Consider the following 14,197-nt stretch of genomic DNA (forward strand, 5'->3'; position numbering starts at 1 on the left):
CGGGGGAGGCCGTGCGCTGCGATCCGCGCCGGGGGAGGCGACGGGCCCGCCGCTCTCCCCCGCCGTTTCCCGTGGTCGACACCGACGGCGCCTCCGGCTCGTGGGCTGGGCACCGCGGCCGGGGCCGGGTGCGGGAGGGGTCGGCGGGGCGCCGCCGCGCCCCGCCGGTCCCGATGAATTCTGCCGAACTGTGACATACCCCATGCAAAGGGTCGATATCCCGGCAAGCGGGTCGACTTTTCCGATTCGGCCGCGATCCGGCGGCAGCGGTTCGGCTGCGTGGAGCAATGGACGGCGGGACGGCCCCGCAGGGTCCGTACCCGGCCAGGGGGCGGCTCAGCCGCGGATCGGCCGGCCTTCGACGGAGCGGCCCCCGGCGGGTCCGGCCGACGGCGGGTCCGGCCGACGGCGGGTCCGGCCGACGGCGGCTCAGTCCGCGGCGAGCAGTTCGGCGACGTGCGGGAGGACCTCGCGGTCGTGGGCGAGCCACTCGACGTCGTCGAGTTCGGCGGGGCCGAGCCAGCGCAGCTCGGAGTGGTCGGCGAGCGGGCGGGGCTCGCCGGAGAGCAGTTCGGCGACCCAGATCCGCAGCTCCAGGCCGGCCCGGACGGGCCAGCTGCCGGGCAGCGGGCGCAGGGCGCGGGCGCGGACGCCGAGCTCCTCGGCGAGTTCGCGCTCCAGGGCCTGCTCCTGGGTCTCGCCGGGTTCGGCCTTGCCGCCGGGGAACTCCCAGTAGCCGGCGGTCTCGGGGGGCGAGTTGCGGCGGGCGGCGAGCACCCGGCCGCGGTGCACCAGGGCACCGCCGACCACGTACCGGACCCCCGGCCGCTCCTGCTGCGGGGCGGGTGGCCGCGGGGGGCTCGACTGCGGGGTGCGCTCCTGCGACGGGGTGCGGGGCTCGACCGCCTCGACCCAGTAGAGCTGCTTGTGGCCGCGGGCCTCGAACTCGGCGGCGAGCGCCTCGGCCTCGGCCCGGCCGAGCCCGGTGGCGACGAGGTAGCGGTTGCCGTTGTCGTCCTGGCGCATCACCCGGTGATCGTCCATGGCGTCACCGTAACGGGCCCGGCCCGGTGGGGGACAGGCCGGACCCGTGCGCCGACCGTAGGCCGCGATTGCTACCGGCCGGTACGGTCGGGGTTAACTCCCGGTAAGGCGGTGCGGGTACCGACGGTACGGACGCAGGCGGGTGCGGGAGCGCGTGTCGGTGCGCGCGGTGCCGCTCAGCGGCGGGCGAGCAGTTCGCCGTGCAGGACGGCGAACCAGCCGTCGGGGTCGGCGGCCCAGCGGCGCCAGCCGGCCGCGATCCGGGCCAGGTCGCCGGTGTCGGCCAGACCCTCGGCGAGGGCGGTGGCGGCGCTGGCGGACCTCTCGGTGCGCTCGGCCCAGGTCTCGCCCCACCACCGCCGCCGCTCGGGGTCGGCGAAGGTCCAGCTGCTGGAGGTCGCGGTGAGGTCGGTGAAGCCGGCGGCGCGGGCCCAGGCGGCCAGCCGGCGGCCGGCGTCGGGCTCGCCGCCGTTGGCCCGGGCGATCCGGCGGTAGAGCGCGGACCACTCGGCCAGCTCCGGCAGCTCCGGGTACCAGGCCATCGCGGCGTAGTCGGCGTCGCGGACGGCGACCAGGCCGCCCGGCGCGGTGACCCGCCGCATCTCGCGCAGCGCGGCCACCGGGTCGGCGACGTGCTGGAGCACCTGGTGGGCGTGCACCACGTCGAACGCGCCGTCGGCGTACGGCAGCCGGTGCACGTCGGCGACCTCGAACGCCACCGTGGCCAGCCCGCGTTCCGCGGCGTGCGCGGCGGCCTGGGCGAGCACCTCGGCGGAGGTGTCGACGGCGACCGTCCGGCCGTCGGGGCCGAGCCGTTCGGCGAGGTCGGCGGTGATCGTGCCCGGTCCGCAGCCGACGTCCAGCAGCCGCTGCCCGGGGCGGAGTTCCGGCAGCAGGTAGGCGGCGGAGTCCGCGGCGGTGCGGCTGCGGTGCGAGCGCAGCACCGACTCCTGGTGGCCGTGGGTGTAGGCGGCCCGACGGTCCGTCATGTTCGGCTCCTCTCGGCTCCTCACGATGCTGCCGAGCGTAGACCCGTCTCGCTTGACGAGAAATATCGTCCCATCATTCAAGATGATGGAGCGTCGACATGGTCACCACACGGGCCGCACGGCGACAATCGGAGCATGGGAAAGACGTACGAACGCATCGACGGCCGACTGCGCGCCTTCATCGAGAGCCAGCCGGTCTTCTTCACCGCCACGGCGCCGCTGGCCGGCGACGGGCACGTCAACCTGTCCCCCAAGGGGCGGGCCGGCACGCTCGCCGTCCTCGACGAACTCACCCTGGCCTACCTGGACTTCGGCGGCAGCACGGCGGAGACCCTGGCCCACGTGCGGGAGAACGGCCGGATCACGCTGATGTGGTGCGCCTTCGACGGGCCGCCGACCGTGGTGCGGGTGCACGGCCGGGGCGAGGCGGTCTTCCGCGACGACCCGCGCTTCGCCGAGCTGATCGGGCACTTCGACCCGGCGGCGGACGGCTCCGCGCTGCGCGCCGTGGTGCTCGTGCACGCCGAACGGGTCAGTGACTCCTGCGGGTTCGCCGTGCCGTTCATGGACTACCGGGGCGACCGGGAGCTGCACGCCCAGTACTTCGACCGGAAGACGGACGAGGAGTTCGCCACCTACTGCGAGGGCAAGGAGTACGTCGGCACCAGCATCGACGGCCTGCCCGCACTACCGCTGCCGCTGCCGCCGCGGACCGGCTGAGGCCCGCGGCGCAGCGGGCGGACGGCGACCGGCACCGCTCGACGAACCGTGCGCAGGATGCCGTGACGTGGCCGGTCACCCGGCCGTGCGGACGGTGACCGTACGGTGGAGCGGTAGCCGACAGATCGGAGACCCCGTGTCCCGCCGCCCGTACGTCCTGCTGAGCGCCGCCGTCTCGCTCGACGGCCACCTCGACGACGCGTCACCGGAGCGGCTGCTGCTCTCCAGCCCGGCGGACTTCGACCGGGTGGACGAGGTCCGGGCCGGCTGCGACGCGCTGCTCGTCGGAGGCACCACGCTGCGCCGCGACAACCCGCGGCTGCTCGTCAACTCGCCCGAGAGGCGGGCCGCCCGGGTCGCCGCCGGCCGCCCGGAGTACCCGCTCAAGGTCACCCTCACCGCGAGCGGCGGCCTCTCCCCCGCGCTCAACTTCTGGCACACCGGCGGCGCCAAGGCCGTCTACACGACCGACGCCGCCGCCCCCGCACTGCGCAGCGCGCTGGACGGGCTCGCCGAGGTCGTCGCGCTCGGCGACGAGGTCGGGCTCGGCGCCCTCCTCGACGACCTGGGCGGACGCGGCGTGCGGCGGCTGATGGTGGAGGGCGGCGGCAGCATCCACACCCAGTTCCTCGCCCAGGGCCTCGCCGACGAACTCCAGCTCGCCGTCGCCCCGCTGCTGGTCGGCCAGCCCGGCGCGCCCCGCTTCCTCGGCCCGGCCGACTACCCGGGCGGACCCGCCCGTCGGATGCGGCTGCTGGAGGCACGTACGGTGGGCGACGTCGTCCTGCTCCGCTACGCCCCGAAGGAGTCCACCCCGTGACCAGCGACGCCGCCCCCGGCACCGACCTGTACTGGCTCGCGCGCGCCGTGGAGCTCTCGCGCCGCTGCCCGCCCTCCGAGACGGCCTTCTCGGTCGGCGCGGTGATCGTCGGCGCCGACGGCGAGGTGCTCGCCGAGGGCTACAGCCGCGAGGCCGACGACAAGAACCACGCCGAGGAGGCCGCGCTGGCCAAGCTGCCGGCCGGCGACCCGCGGCTGCGCACCGCCACCGTGTACAGCTCGCTGGAGCCGTGCGGCCAGCGCGCCTCGCGGCCGCGCACCTGCGCCCAGCTGATCATCGCGGCCGGGGTGCCGCGGGTGGTGGTCGCCTGGCGCGAGCCGGACCTGTTCGTGCAGGCCTGTCAGGGCACCGCGCTGCTGGAGGCGGCCGGCGTGGAGGTCGTGGAACTGCCGGAACTGGCCGGGCCGGCCCGCGAGGTCAACGCGCACCTGCTGGGCGGCTGATCCGGCCCGGCGCGTCGGGCCCGGCCCGCTTCGGCGGCGCTTTTGTATCCTGGAGAGACAAACACGCCGTTCCCGAGGAGCCGCCCCGCATGCCTGCCACGACGCTCACCACCCGCGCCCTGCTGCTCGACATGGACGGCACCCTGGTCAACTCGGACGCGGTGGTCGAACGCTGCTGGCGCCGCTGGGCGGCCCGGCACGGCCTCGACGGTGACGCCGTCATGCAGGTCGTGCACGGCCGCCAGGGCCACCTGACCATGGCCCTGCTGCTGCCCGAGCGCCCGGTGGAGATCAACCTTGCCGAGAACCGGCAGCTGCTGGCCGAGGAGACCGCCGACACCTACGGCGTCGTCCCCGTCCCCGGCGCCGAGGCCTTCCTGGCCGCCCTGAGCGGACAGCCGCACGCCCTCGTCACCTCCGCCGACGAGCCGCTCGCCCGCGCCCGGATGGGCGCCGCCGGGCTCCCGCTGCCGGAGACCCTGATCACCGCCGGCTCGGTCGGCGCCAGCAAGCCCGACCCGGAGGGCTTCCTCAAGGGCGCCGCCGCCCTCGGTTTCGCCCCCGCCGACTGCCTCGCCTTCGAGGACTCCGAGGCCGGCATCTCCGCCGCCCTCGCCGCGGGCATGCCGGTGGTCGGCATCGGCCGGCGGGCGCTGCCGCACCCCGCCACCGTGCACGCGGAGGACCTGGAGCAGGTCGCGGTCGCGCCGCAGCCGGACGGCTCGCTGCTGATCACCGTCGGCTGAGGCCCGGTGAGCGGGCCCGGCCGTCCGGGGTGAGCCCTCGGCGGGCGCGGCCGCCCCGGTCGGCCCCGGCGTCCCGCTACGTCACCTCCCGGCCCGTCACCACGCCGCGGACGGCGGCCAGTTCCCCGGGGCCGGCGGGGTCCGGCACGGTTGCGCCCGGCCCGGCGACCGGCGGCACGGCAACACCTCCTGACGGTCGGCGGCCGTCGACCGCCCCCTGCTCCGGGCCGGGTCGCGCCCGGACGCCCGCCGGGTGGGGTGCGCCCGCGAGTCGTACGGTGGAGGGAGGCCGACCGGGGATCGTCGGCCCCGCGCTCCGCGCCCGGGCCGGCCCAGGGAGTCGGCACGGTCAGGAGCTTCTGTCATGGGCACCAAGACGATCGAGGAACTGGCGGGCGCAGTCCACGGGAGCGTGGTCAGGCCCGGCGACGAGGACTACGACGAGGCCCGCAGGGTCTACAACGCGATGATCGACCGAAGGCCGTCGGCCGTGGTGCGCTGTGCCAACGCCGGCGACGTGATGGCGACGGTCGACTTCGCCAGGAGCAACGGGATGGCGCTGGCCACGCGCGGCGGCTCGCACAGCGTCCCCGGGTACGGCACCTGCGACGGCGGCGTGGTCGCCGACCTCACCGGCATGCGCGGCGTCAGGGTCGACCCCGTCCGCCGCACCGCCCGGGTGGACGGCGGCGCCACGCTCGGCGACCTCAACGCCGCCACCTACCCCTTCGGGCTCGCCGTCACCGGCGGGATCGTCTCCACCACCGGCGTCGGCGGACTCACCCTCGGCGGCGGATTCGGCTACCTCGCCCGCAAATTGGGGCTGACGTGCGACAACCTGCTGTCCGCGGACGTGGTCACCGCCGACGGCCGGCTGCGGGTCGTCAACGAGAAGGAGGAGCCGGACCTCTTCTGGGCGCTGCGCGGCGGCAGCGGCAACTTCGGCGTCGTCACCTCCTTCGAGTTCGCGCTCAGCCCGGTCAAGGACGTGTTCGGCGGTCCGATGCTCTTCGAACTGGAACACACCGAGGCCATCCTGAAGCGGTACCGCGAGTACATCGAGGAGGCCCCGGAGGAGCTCGGCGCCTTCCCCGGGTTCCAGATCGCCCCGCCACTCCCGTTCATCCCGGAGGACCGACACGGCGACACCTTCGCCATCGTGGTGGCCTGCTGGGCGGGCCCGGCGGAGGAGGCCGAGGCCGCGATCCGGCCGCTGCGCGAGGTCGCCCCGCGAGTCGCGGAGATGGTCGGCCCGATGCCGTACCCGGCTCTCAACAGCGCCTTCGACGCACTGGTGCCGCCGGGCCTGCAGCACTACTGGAAGGGCGTCTTCTCGACCGAGCTCACCGACGACGCGATCGCCGCCCACCTGGAGCACGGGCCCAAGGTGCCGAGCATGAGCTCCACCATGCACATCTACTCGATCAACGGGGCCTGTCACCGGATGCCGCCGGAGGCCACCGCCTTCGCCCACCGCGAGGCCACCTTCGCCACCGTGATCGCGGGCATGTGGCCCGACCCCGCCGACAACGAGGCCAACACCGCCTGGGTGCGCGACTACTACGCGGCCGTCGCCCCGCACTCCGAGGCCGGCGGCTACGTCAACTTCATGGCCGACGACGACCAGCACCGGGCCGCCGACAACTACGGCGCCAGCTACGCCCGGCTGGTCGAGGTCAAGCGGGCCTACGACCCGGGCAACCTGTTCCGGGTCAACCACAACATCAAGCCGTAGCGGCGGTGACGGCCGCGGACGTCAGCCGAAGACGGCGCCGGCCAGCTGCATGACGACCGGGGTCTCGGCGCCGTCCAGGCCGGTCGGGTTGAGCGAGTAGACCACCGTCCGGGAGAGGTCCCGGGTGGCGAAGACGCCGTTCGTCCAGCCCGGCCGGGAACCGGTCTTGCCCCAGATCTCCACGCCGCCGACCTTCGCCCGCTCCAGGCCCATGCTCATGCAGGCCCGCCCGGCGTCCGGCCCGGTCTCGCAGTGGCTGCTGTGGTGGGTCGGCAGGTCGGGGACGGTGAACAGGGCCTCCTGCTGGGCGGGCGGCAGGAGGCGGCCCCGGAACAGTGCGGTGATGAAGCGGTCCAGGTCGCCGGCGCTGGAGATCAACCCGCCCTCCGCCCACGGCCAGGGGCTCTGCTCGGTCACGTCCACCTGCCGCGGGGTGCCGTCCGGGCCGGGCACCGTCAGCCGGGGGCGGGCGGCCGGGTGGCGGAGCGCCGGGTCGTCCGCGGCCGGCACCGAGGTGTCGTGCAGCCCGAGCGGGCGGATGATCCGCTGCTGCACCTCGTGGGCGTAGCCGTGCCCGGTGACCTTCTCGACCAGCAGCCCGGCCACGAAGGTGTTCATGCCGTTGTACTGCTGCGCGGTACCGGGCGGGAACGCCATCTCCTGGCCGTCCATCGTGGCCACGATGCGCTCCGGCGACCAGGACTCGAAGCGGTGGTCGACGAACCACGCCGCCGTGCCGTCTCCCCACGGGCCGTCACCGCCGTTCGGGAGTCCGCTGGTGTGGTTCAGCAGCCGGCCGACCGCGATCGGCGGGAAGGAGGCCGGCAGCAGGTCGGGCAGGTAGTGCTGGACGGGGGTGTCGAGGTCGAGGCGGTGCTCGGCGGCGAGTTGGAGCACCACGGTCGCGGTGAACACCTTGGAGATCGAGCCGATCCGGAACCGCCCGTCGGCGTCCGGGGCCCGGCCGGTGGCCGGGTCGCCGACGCCGCCCACCGCGTCCAGCCGGCCGGCCCGGCCGGAGACGTGCACCAGCGCCCCGGACACGTCGGCCGTCGGCAGCCCGGCGAGCACCCGGCGGACGGCCGCCCGGTCCAGCGGCGGTACCGGGGCGGTGTCCTGCACCCGCACCAAGGCGGCGGGCCCCGGCGCGGCCGAGGCTGGCCCGGCCGCCGTGCCCACCGCCAGCGCGGCGAGGACCGCTCCGGCAGCGGCAACGGCGGTCCAACGGGTACGGCGGGCAACAGCAGCCACGGCGACATCTCCTGATGTTTCGTCATCACGGGCCGGTCCGCCCGGCCCCGCACAGGAGTCTGGCGAACCCGGGCCGCCGATCCATCGGGGACGAACCCCCACCCGCCCCCGATCCCGCACCGGGGACAACCCCGAGCCCGGCCGCCTCCGCCTCAGGGCCGACCGGGCTCCGGCTCCCGGGAGATCCGCACGTCGGCGCGGGCCGCGGCCCGCTACCGCGAAACCATGACCGCACTGCCCGACTGGATGCGCCCGCCACGCGCGGAAGGCTGGTTCGCGGAGGACCTGGACCGCCTCCCCGAGGCGCCCCGCACACCGAGCTGATCGACGGAGCGCTCGTCTTCATGATCTCCCCGCAGCGATCATGGCGCGGCCGCATCGTCACCGGCCTCACACTGGCGCTCATGGCCCAGGCCCCGGACGGCGTCGAGGTGGAACGGGAGATGACCATCCGCCTGGACGCCCGCAACCGTCCGGAGCCCGACCTGCTGGTGACCTCGGCCCCGTACGACCCGGACCGCACCTGGTACTCCCCGGAGGATGTGCTTCTCGTCGTCGAGGTCGTCTCGCCGGAGTCCGCCCATCGCGACCGAACGGTCAAGCTCCGGAAGTACGCCGAGGCCGGCATCCGGCACTACTGGTGCGTCGAGGAGGAGAACGGCGTCCCGGCGGTCCACGTCTAGGAGCTCGACACCCCGACAAGGTCGTACGCGCCGGCCGGCATCTTCCGTCATGCACTCCGGCTCTCCCCGCCGTTCGGGATCGGCCTCGACCTGGCCGGCCTCGTGCCGGGCCACTCCCGCTGAGCCGGCCGCCGAGACGGCGAAGGGCCGGGTCCACCGAACCCGGCCCTCGTGCTGCGCAGCGCCCGCGGCGCGTCAGACGTTGAAGCGGAACTCCACCACGTCGCCGTCCTGCATGACGTACTCCTTGCCCTCGATGCGGGCCTTGCCCTTGCTGCGGGCCTCGGCGATGGAGCCGGTCTCGACCAGGTCGCCGAAGGAGATGACCTCCGCCTTGATGAAGCCCTTCTGGAAGTCGGTGTGGATGACACCGGCGGCCTCGGGGGCGGTGGCGCCCTTCTTGATCGTCCAGGCCCGGGTCTCCTTGGGGCCGGCGGTCAGGTAGGTCTGCAGGCCGAGGGTCTCGAAGCCGACCCGGGCGAGGGTGGCGAGGCCGGGCTCGTCCTGGCCCATGGACTGGAGCAGCTCCAGCGCCTCCTCGTCGTCGAGCTCGATCAGCTCGGACTCGATCTTGGCGTTGAGGAAGATCGCCTCGGCGGGGGCGACCAGCGCGCGCTGGGCGTCCTTGAAGTCCTCGTCGGCGAGCTCGTCCTCGTCCACGTTGAAGACGTAGAGGAACGGCTTGGCGGTGAGCAGGTGCAGCTCGCGGATCGGGTGGGTGTCGAAGCCCGCCTCGAAGAGGGTCTTGCCGGTCTCCAGGATCGCCTTGGCGGCCTCGGCGGCGGCCAGCACCGACGCGGTGTCCTTCTTGAGGCGCGCCTCCTTCTGCAGGCGCGGCAGGGCCTTCTCGACGGTCTGCAGGTCCGCGAGGATCAGCTCGGTGTGGATGGTCTCGATGTCGTCCTTGGGCGAGACCTTGCCGTCGACGTGCACCACGTCGGGGTCGGTGAAGGCGCGGACGACCTGGCAGATCGCGTCCGACTCGCGGATGTTGGCGAGGAACTTGTTGCCCAGGCCCTCGCCCTCGCTGGCGCCGCGGACGATGCCGGCGATGTCGACGAAGTCGACGGTGGCGGGGAGGATGCGCTGCGAGCCGAAGATCTCGGCGAGCTTCGCCAGCCGCGTGTCCGGGACGCCGACGACGCCCACGTTGGGCTCGATGGTGGCGAACGGGTAGTTGGCCGCCAGCACGTCGTTCTTGGTCAGGGCGTTGAACAGGGTCGACTTGCCGACGTTCGGCAGGCCGACGATTCCGATCGTGAGCGACATGAAGCGATGTCCCGTGGGCTTGGAGGGCGTGGAGCGGCCGGAGGCGGCCGATCCCCCAGTCTACGGGGCCCGCTCAGCCCGTCCGGTCGGGCTCCGGGAACTCCAGCCGGTTGCCGAGCGCATCGGCGCTGTGGAAGCGGCGGCGCCGAGGGCCGGAGCCGTCCCACCGGACGGGGTGGCCGTGCTCCTCGAGCCGGGCGGCCAGCGCGTCCAGGTTGTGCACCAGGATGCCGGGGTGGGCCTTGGGGGAGGGCGCGAAATCGGGGAGGACGCCGAGGTGCACCTCCACTCCCCCGCCGCGGAACCAGCAGCCGCCGCGCGCGGCCGGCACCGGCGGCTTGGCCAGTTCGGTCATCCCGAGCACCCCCGCCCAGAACGCCCGGCAGGCCGGCTCCGCGCCGGCCGGGATGTCGAGCTGCACGTGGTGCACCCGCCCGAAGGCGAAGCCCGTCGTCGCACCCCTCCACCGGTGATCGCGCCCGGTCACACCTGCTCCGGTTCGTCTCCGTCCGACCCTTGCCGGGCCGGACGGCGGACCGCTTCGGTCGTGGACGACGCCACCCCTCCCCCGGACACGCCCGGTCGGGAATTCCGGCATTACACACTGTGGCGATGATCGGACCGTACGTTGGGTGGGTGGAGCAGCAGAGCATCCGTACCCAGCCCCCCGGGCCCCGGCGGCGGCCGCCGTCCGGCGCCGACCGGGCCGCCGTTCCGAGCCCCGCCGCGCCCGTCGACTCCCGGTTGCGCTCGGCCTCCGGCGGCATGCCGGTCCGCCGTGCGCGCCTGCCGTGGGCGGGCCGCGACCGGGAGCGGACGGGGCGTCCGGCCCGGCTGACGGCGGTCGGCGCCGGCGTGGCCGCGGTCGCCGGGACACTGCTGGTCGCCGGGGTGGACCGGATGCTGTTCGGCGGCCTCGGCGTGCTGTTCGGCCTGGGCTACGTGGTGGTCTGCTTCCAGCTGGCCGTACGGGTGCGGTACCCGGACCTGCCGGCGGCGCCGATCGCCGGGCCGATCGCGTTCGCGCTGGCGCTGGCCCTGCTGCAGCCGGTCGGCACCTCCGGGGTGACCGGCCGGGTGGTCGCGCTGGCGAGCGGGCTCGCGGTCCGGGCGGCCTGGCTGTTCGCCGGGACGGGCCTGGCGGCCGTGATCGTGGCGGCCCGGTTCGTGGCCAAGCGCCGGATCCGCCGCGCCAGGTAGGCACCGCACGGGTGCACCACCAGGGGCAGCCGCCTGTTCCTAGCCCGCGTGGGCGGCCGCGGCCATGGCGGCGCCGACGATGCCGGCGTTGTTGCGCAGCTCGGCCGGGAGCACCTCGGCCTCGCGTTTGCGCAGCAGCGGCAGGAACTTCTCGTGCTTGCGGCTGACCCCGCCGCCGACGATCACCAGTTGCGGCGAGAAGAGCATCTCGACCAGGTCGAGGTACTCGTCGACGCGCACCGCCCACTCGGCCCAGGACAGCCCGTGGCGCTCCCTGGTGGCCGAGGAGGCGCGCCGCTCGGCGTCCTTGCCGCGCAGCTCCAGGTGGCCGAGCTCGGTGTTGGGCACCAGGGCCCCGTCGACGAAGAGCGCGCTGCCGATGCCGGTGCCGAAGGTGAGCATCAGGACGGTGCCGCCGCGGCCGTGCCCGGCGCCGTGCGTGACCTCGGCGATGCCGGCCGCGTCCGCGTCGTTGATCACGGTGGCGGGCAGGTCGAGGGCCTCGCGGAAGAGCCCCTCGGCGTCCATGCCGATCCAGTCCTTGTCGACGTTGGCGGCGGTGCGGGTGCGGCCGCGGACCACCACCCCGGGGAAGGTGAGGCCGACCGGCCCCTGGTGGCCGAAGTGCCGGACGACCTCGACGACCGCTTCGACCACGGCGTTCGGCGAGGACGGCTGCGGGGTGAGCACCTTGAAGCGCTCCTCGGCGAGGCGGCCGTCCGCCAGGTCGACCGGAGCGCCCTTGATCCCCGAGCCGCCGATGTCCACGCCGAATACCGTCGCCATGCCGCCGTTCCTCCCTCGAAGCGTTGTCCACAGCCTGTGCACAGACCACGGGCTGCGCACCAACCTACGGGTGCGGGGCCGCCCCCGCCCGCCGTGCCGTCCGCTCTGGTACCCGGTGGCGGGCAGCACGAAGCCCGGGCGCCCGCGGTGTGCGGGGCCCGGGCCCGGTGCGGCGGGTCGGGGCCGGCGGGCGGCCCCGGCGGGCGGCTCAGAGCTTGCCGGCGGCCTCGGCGCGCAGGTCGCGGCGGAGCTCCTTGGGCAGCGAGAACTGCAGGTGCTCCTCGGCGGTCTTCACGGTCTCGACGTCGGCGTAGCCGCGCTCGGCGAGGAACTCCAGGACGCCGTCGACGAGGATCTCGGGCACGGAGGCGCCGCTGGTGAGGCCGACGGTGGTGACGCCCTCCAGCCAGGCCTCGTCGATCTCGTCGGCGAAGTCGACCAGGTGGGCGGCCTTGGCGCCGTACTCCAGGCCGACCTCGACCAGGCGGACGGAGTTGGAGGAGTTCTTGGAGCCGACCACGATCAGCAGGTCGGTCTCGGGCGCGAGCTTCTTCACCGCGACCTGGCGGTTCTGCGTCGCGTAGCAGATGTCGTCGCTGGGCGGGCTGACCAGCAGCGGGAAGCGCTTCTGCAGCTCGCCGACGGTGGCCATGGTCTCGTCCACCGAGAGGGTGGTCTGGGAGAGCCAGACCACCTTGGACTCGTCGCGGACCTGCACGCCTGCGACGTCCTCGGCACCGTCCACCAGGTGGATGCGGTCCGGGGCCTCGCCCATGGTGCCGATGACCTCCTCGTGGCCCTCGTGGCCGACGAGCAGGATGTCGTAGTCCTCCTCGGCGAAGCGCACGGCCTCCTTGTGCACCTTGGTGACCAGCGGGCAGGTGGCGTCGATGGTGGCGAGCTTGCCGGCCTTCGCCTCGTCGTGCACGGACGGGGCGACGCCGTGCGCGGAGAAGACCACGATCGAGCCCTCGGGCACCTCCTCCGTCTCGTCGACGAAGATCGCGCCCTTCTTCTCGAGGGTCTGCACGACGTACTTGTTGTGGACGATCTGCTTGCGGACGTAGATCGGCGCCCCGTACTGCTCCAGGGCCTTCTCCACGGCGATGACGGCGCGGTCGACACCCGCGCAGTAGCCCCGGGGGGCGGCGAGCAGGACGCGGCGCTGTGCAGTGGTGGACATGGCTCCATCGTACGGGCGACCCGCCGCGCCGCCCGACGGGCCGGGGCCCCGGCGGGGCGGCCGCACCGTCGGCGGGCGGCGCTAGCCTCGTGGGCATGGCGAACAGCAGCTCCCCCGAGGCGCCCGTCCCGGTCGGCAGGGTGTCGGCGATGATCGGCGGTTGGATCGACCGGCTGGGCGAGGTCTGGGTGGAGGGGCAGATCGCGCAGCTGAACCGGCGCCCGGGCGCCGGGATGGTGTTCCTGACGCTGCGCGACCCCGAGCGGGACGTGTCGCTCACCGTGACCTGCTTCCGTTCGGTCTTCGAACAGGTGGCGGAGGCCGTCCAGGAGGGGTCGCGGATCATCGTCCACGCCAAGCCGGAGTGGTACACCGCCCGCGGGACGCTCTCGCTGCGGGCCTCGGAGATCCGGCTGGTGGGCCTGGGCGAGCTGCTGGCGCGGCTGGAGCAGCTGAAGCGCAAGCTGGGCGCGGAGGGGCTGTTCGACGCGGAGCGCAAGCGGCCGCTGCCGTTCCTGCCGCACTGCGTCGGGCTGGTGACCGGCCGCGGCTCGGCGGCGGAGCGGGACGTGCTGGAGAACGCCCGGCGGCGCTGGCCGGCCGTCCGGTTCGAGGTGCGCAACGTGCTGGTGCAGGGCCCCAGCGCGGCGGCGCAGGTGGCGGCGGCGGTACGGGAGCTGGACGAGCACCCGGAGGTGGACGTCATCGTGGTGGCCCGCGGCGGCGGCAGCGTGGAGGACCTGCTGCCGTTCTCCTCGGAGGACCTGGTGCGCACCGTGGCGGCGGCCCGCACGCCGGTGGTCAGTGCGATCGGCCACGAGCCGGACCAGCCGCTGCTGGACTACGTGGCCGACTTCCGGGCGTCGACGCCGACCGACGCGGCGAAGCGGGTGGTGCCGGAGGTGGGCGAGGAGCTCGCCCGGGTGCGCCAGCTGCGGGACCGCGCCCGGCGGTGCGTCGTGGGCCGGGTCGAGCGGGAGCTGCACGGGCTGGAGGGGGTGCGCAGCCGTCCGGTGCTGGCCGCGCCGCACCGGCTGGTGGAGGACCGGTCGGCGGAGGTGACGGCGCTGGTGGACCGGTCCCGGCGGGTGCTGGGGCATCGGCTGGACCACGCGCAGACGGATCTCGGGCACGCACTGGCCCGGGTGGTGGCGCTGTCGCCGCTGGCTACCCTGCAGCGCGGGTACGCGGTGCTGCAGCGGGCGGACGGGGCGGTGGTGACGGACCCGGCGCAGGTGGCCGCCGGCGAGGAGTTGCACGCGCGGGTGGCGGAGGGCGGCTTCGGGGTGACGGTCGCGCCGGAGTGA

The 14,197-nt window shown here is 74.5% G+C and carries 12 protein-coding genes and 2 pseudogenes; 7 read left to right on the forward strand and 7 right to left on the reverse strand.

What is annotated here, in order from left to right; translation table 11 throughout:
• Positions 1–429 precede the first annotated feature (429 nt).
• Together KSNIM_RS39105 and KSNIM_RS15655 are read right to left on the reverse strand one after the other, a co-directional pair.
• Positions 430–1,044 (reverse strand): (deoxy)nucleoside triphosphate pyrophosphohydrolase, encoded by a 615-nt coding sequence (locus KSNIM_RS39105; RefSeq protein WP_317634026.1) that lies wholly within the window; start codon positions 1,042–1,044, stop codon positions 430–432.
• 176 nt (positions 1,045–1,220) lie between these two features.
• Positions 1,221–2,033, reverse strand: coding sequence for a class I SAM-dependent methyltransferase (locus KSNIM_RS15655; RefSeq protein ID WP_263103821.1), 813 nt, complete (start codon positions 2,031–2,033; stop codon positions 1,221–1,223).
• Between the two features lie 135 nt (positions 2,034–2,168).
• Here KSNIM_RS15655 and KSNIM_RS15660 point away from each other — a divergent pair, with 135 nt between their 5' ends.
• The 4 genes and pseudogenes from KSNIM_RS15660 to KSNIM_RS15675 all read left to right on the forward strand — a co-directional run bounded on the left by KSNIM_RS15660 (position 2,169) and on the right by KSNIM_RS15675 (position 6,518).
• Positions 2,169–2,753 carry a pyridoxamine 5'-phosphate oxidase family protein gene (locus KSNIM_RS15660; RefSeq protein WP_263103822.1) on the forward strand — a complete coding sequence of 195 codons (585 nt, stop codon included), beginning with the start codon at positions 2,169–2,171 and terminating at the stop codon, positions 2,751–2,753.
• A 136-nt stretch (positions 2,754–2,889) separates the two neighbouring features.
• Positions 2,890–4,037, forward strand: a pseudogene (locus tag KSNIM_RS15665) (dihydrofolate reductase family protein).
• Positions 4,038–4,126: 89 nt separating this feature from the next.
• On the forward strand, positions 4,127–4,783 hold the full coding sequence (locus tag KSNIM_RS15670; RefSeq protein WP_263103823.1) for an HAD-IA family hydrolase: 657 nt from the start codon (positions 4,127–4,129) through the stop codon (positions 4,781–4,783).
• Positions 4,784–5,147: 364 nt separating this feature from the next.
• The gene (locus tag KSNIM_RS15675) at positions 5,148–6,518 is read left to right on the forward strand and encodes an FAD-binding oxidoreductase (RefSeq protein ID WP_263103824.1); all 1,371 of its coding nucleotides are present in this window, start codon (positions 5,148–5,150) and stop codon (positions 6,516–6,518) included.
• 21 nt (positions 6,519–6,539) lie between these two features.
• Here KSNIM_RS15675 and KSNIM_RS15680 read toward each other — a convergent pair whose 3' ends face one another.
• Positions 6,540–7,769, reverse strand: coding sequence for a serine hydrolase domain-containing protein (locus tag KSNIM_RS15680; RefSeq protein ID WP_263103825.1), 1,230 nt, complete (start codon positions 7,767–7,769; stop codon positions 6,540–6,542).
• Positions 7,770–7,994: 225 nt separating this feature from the next.
• Between KSNIM_RS15680 and KSNIM_RS15685 the strand changes: the two are divergent.
• A pseudogene (locus tag KSNIM_RS15685) lies at positions 7,995–8,575 on the forward strand (Uma2 family endonuclease).
• Between the two features lie 72 nt (positions 8,576–8,647).
• On the opposite strand, the gene ychF reads toward KSNIM_RS15685, so the two are convergent.
• Both ychF and KSNIM_RS15695 read right to left on the reverse strand, forming a co-directional pair.
• A complete protein-coding gene (gene ychF, locus KSNIM_RS15690) occupies positions 8,648–9,721 on the reverse strand; it encodes a redox-regulated ATPase YchF (protein ID WP_263103826.1) in 1,074 nt (357 codons plus the stop codon).
• Between the two features lie 73 nt (positions 9,722–9,794).
• Positions 9,795–10,208, reverse strand: a complete 414-nt coding sequence (locus KSNIM_RS15695) for a glyoxalase (RefSeq protein WP_263103827.1) — start codon at positions 10,206–10,208, stop codon at positions 9,795–9,797.
• A gap of 149 nt (positions 10,209–10,357) precedes the next feature.
• Between KSNIM_RS15695 and KSNIM_RS15700 the strand changes: the two genes are divergently transcribed.
• Complete coding sequence (locus KSNIM_RS15700) at positions 10,358–10,921, forward strand: DUF6542 domain-containing protein (protein WP_263103828.1); 564 nt, start codon at positions 10,358–10,360, stop codon at positions 10,919–10,921.
• A 39-nt stretch (positions 10,922–10,960) separates the two neighbouring features.
• Here KSNIM_RS15700 and ppgK read toward each other — a convergent pair whose 3' ends face one another.
• The gene (gene ppgK / locus KSNIM_RS15705) at positions 10,961–11,707 is read right to left on the reverse strand and encodes a polyphosphate--glucose phosphotransferase (protein WP_263103829.1); all 747 of its coding nucleotides are present in this window, start codon (positions 11,705–11,707) and stop codon (positions 10,961–10,963) included.
• A gap of 208 nt (positions 11,708–11,915) precedes the next feature.
• A complete protein-coding gene (locus KSNIM_RS15710) occupies positions 11,916–12,890 on the reverse strand; it encodes a 4-hydroxy-3-methylbut-2-enyl diphosphate reductase (protein ID WP_263103830.1) in 975 nt (324 codons plus the stop codon).
• 95 nt (positions 12,891–12,985) lie between these two features.
• Between KSNIM_RS15710 and xseA the strand changes: the two genes are divergently transcribed.
• Positions 12,986–14,197: an exodeoxyribonuclease VII large subunit gene (xseA, locus tag KSNIM_RS15715; RefSeq protein ID WP_263103831.1), complete on the forward strand. Its 1,212-nt coding sequence runs from the start codon at positions 12,986–12,988 to the stop codon at positions 14,195–14,197.

It is taken from the genome of Kitasatospora sp. DSM 101779, assembly GCF_025655475.1.
GTDB lineage: Bacteria > Actinomycetota > Actinomycetes > Streptomycetales > Streptomycetaceae > Kitasatospora.

What these genes read in the sequence shown, in the direction of transcription:
- KSNIM_RS39105 (WP_317634026.1), bottom strand. Translation starts at nt 1,044, where the DNA reads ATGGACGATCACCGGGTGATGCGCCAGGACGACAACGGCAACCGCTAC.
- KSNIM_RS15655 (WP_263103821.1), bottom strand. Translation starts at nt 2,033, where the DNA reads ATGACGGACCGTCGGGCCGCCTACACCCACGGCCACCAGGAGTCGGTG.
- KSNIM_RS15660 (WP_263103822.1), top strand. Translation starts at nt 2,169, where the DNA reads ATGGGAAAGACGTACGAACGCATCGACGGCCGACTGCGCGCCTTCATC.
- KSNIM_RS15670 (WP_263103823.1), top strand. Translation starts at nt 4,127, where the DNA reads ATGCCTGCCACGACGCTCACCACCCGCGCCCTGCTGCTCGACATGGAC.
- KSNIM_RS15675 (WP_263103824.1), top strand. Translation starts at nt 5,148, where the DNA reads ATGGGCACCAAGACGATCGAGGAACTGGCGGGCGCAGTCCACGGGAGC.
- ychF (WP_263103826.1), bottom strand. Translation starts at nt 9,721, where the DNA reads ATGTCGCTCACGATCGGAATCGTCGGCCTGCCGAACGTCGGCAAGTCG.
- ppgK (WP_263103829.1), bottom strand. Translation starts at nt 11,707, where the DNA reads ATGGCGACGGTATTCGGCGTGGACATCGGCGGCTCGGGGATCAAGGGC.
- KSNIM_RS15710 (WP_263103830.1), bottom strand. Translation starts at nt 12,890, where the DNA reads ATGTCCACCACTGCACAGCGCCGCGTCCTGCTCGCCGCCCCCCGGGGC.
- xseA (WP_263103831.1), top strand. Translation starts at nt 12,986, where the DNA reads ATGGCGAACAGCAGCTCCCCCGAGGCGCCCGTCCCGGTCGGCAGGGTG.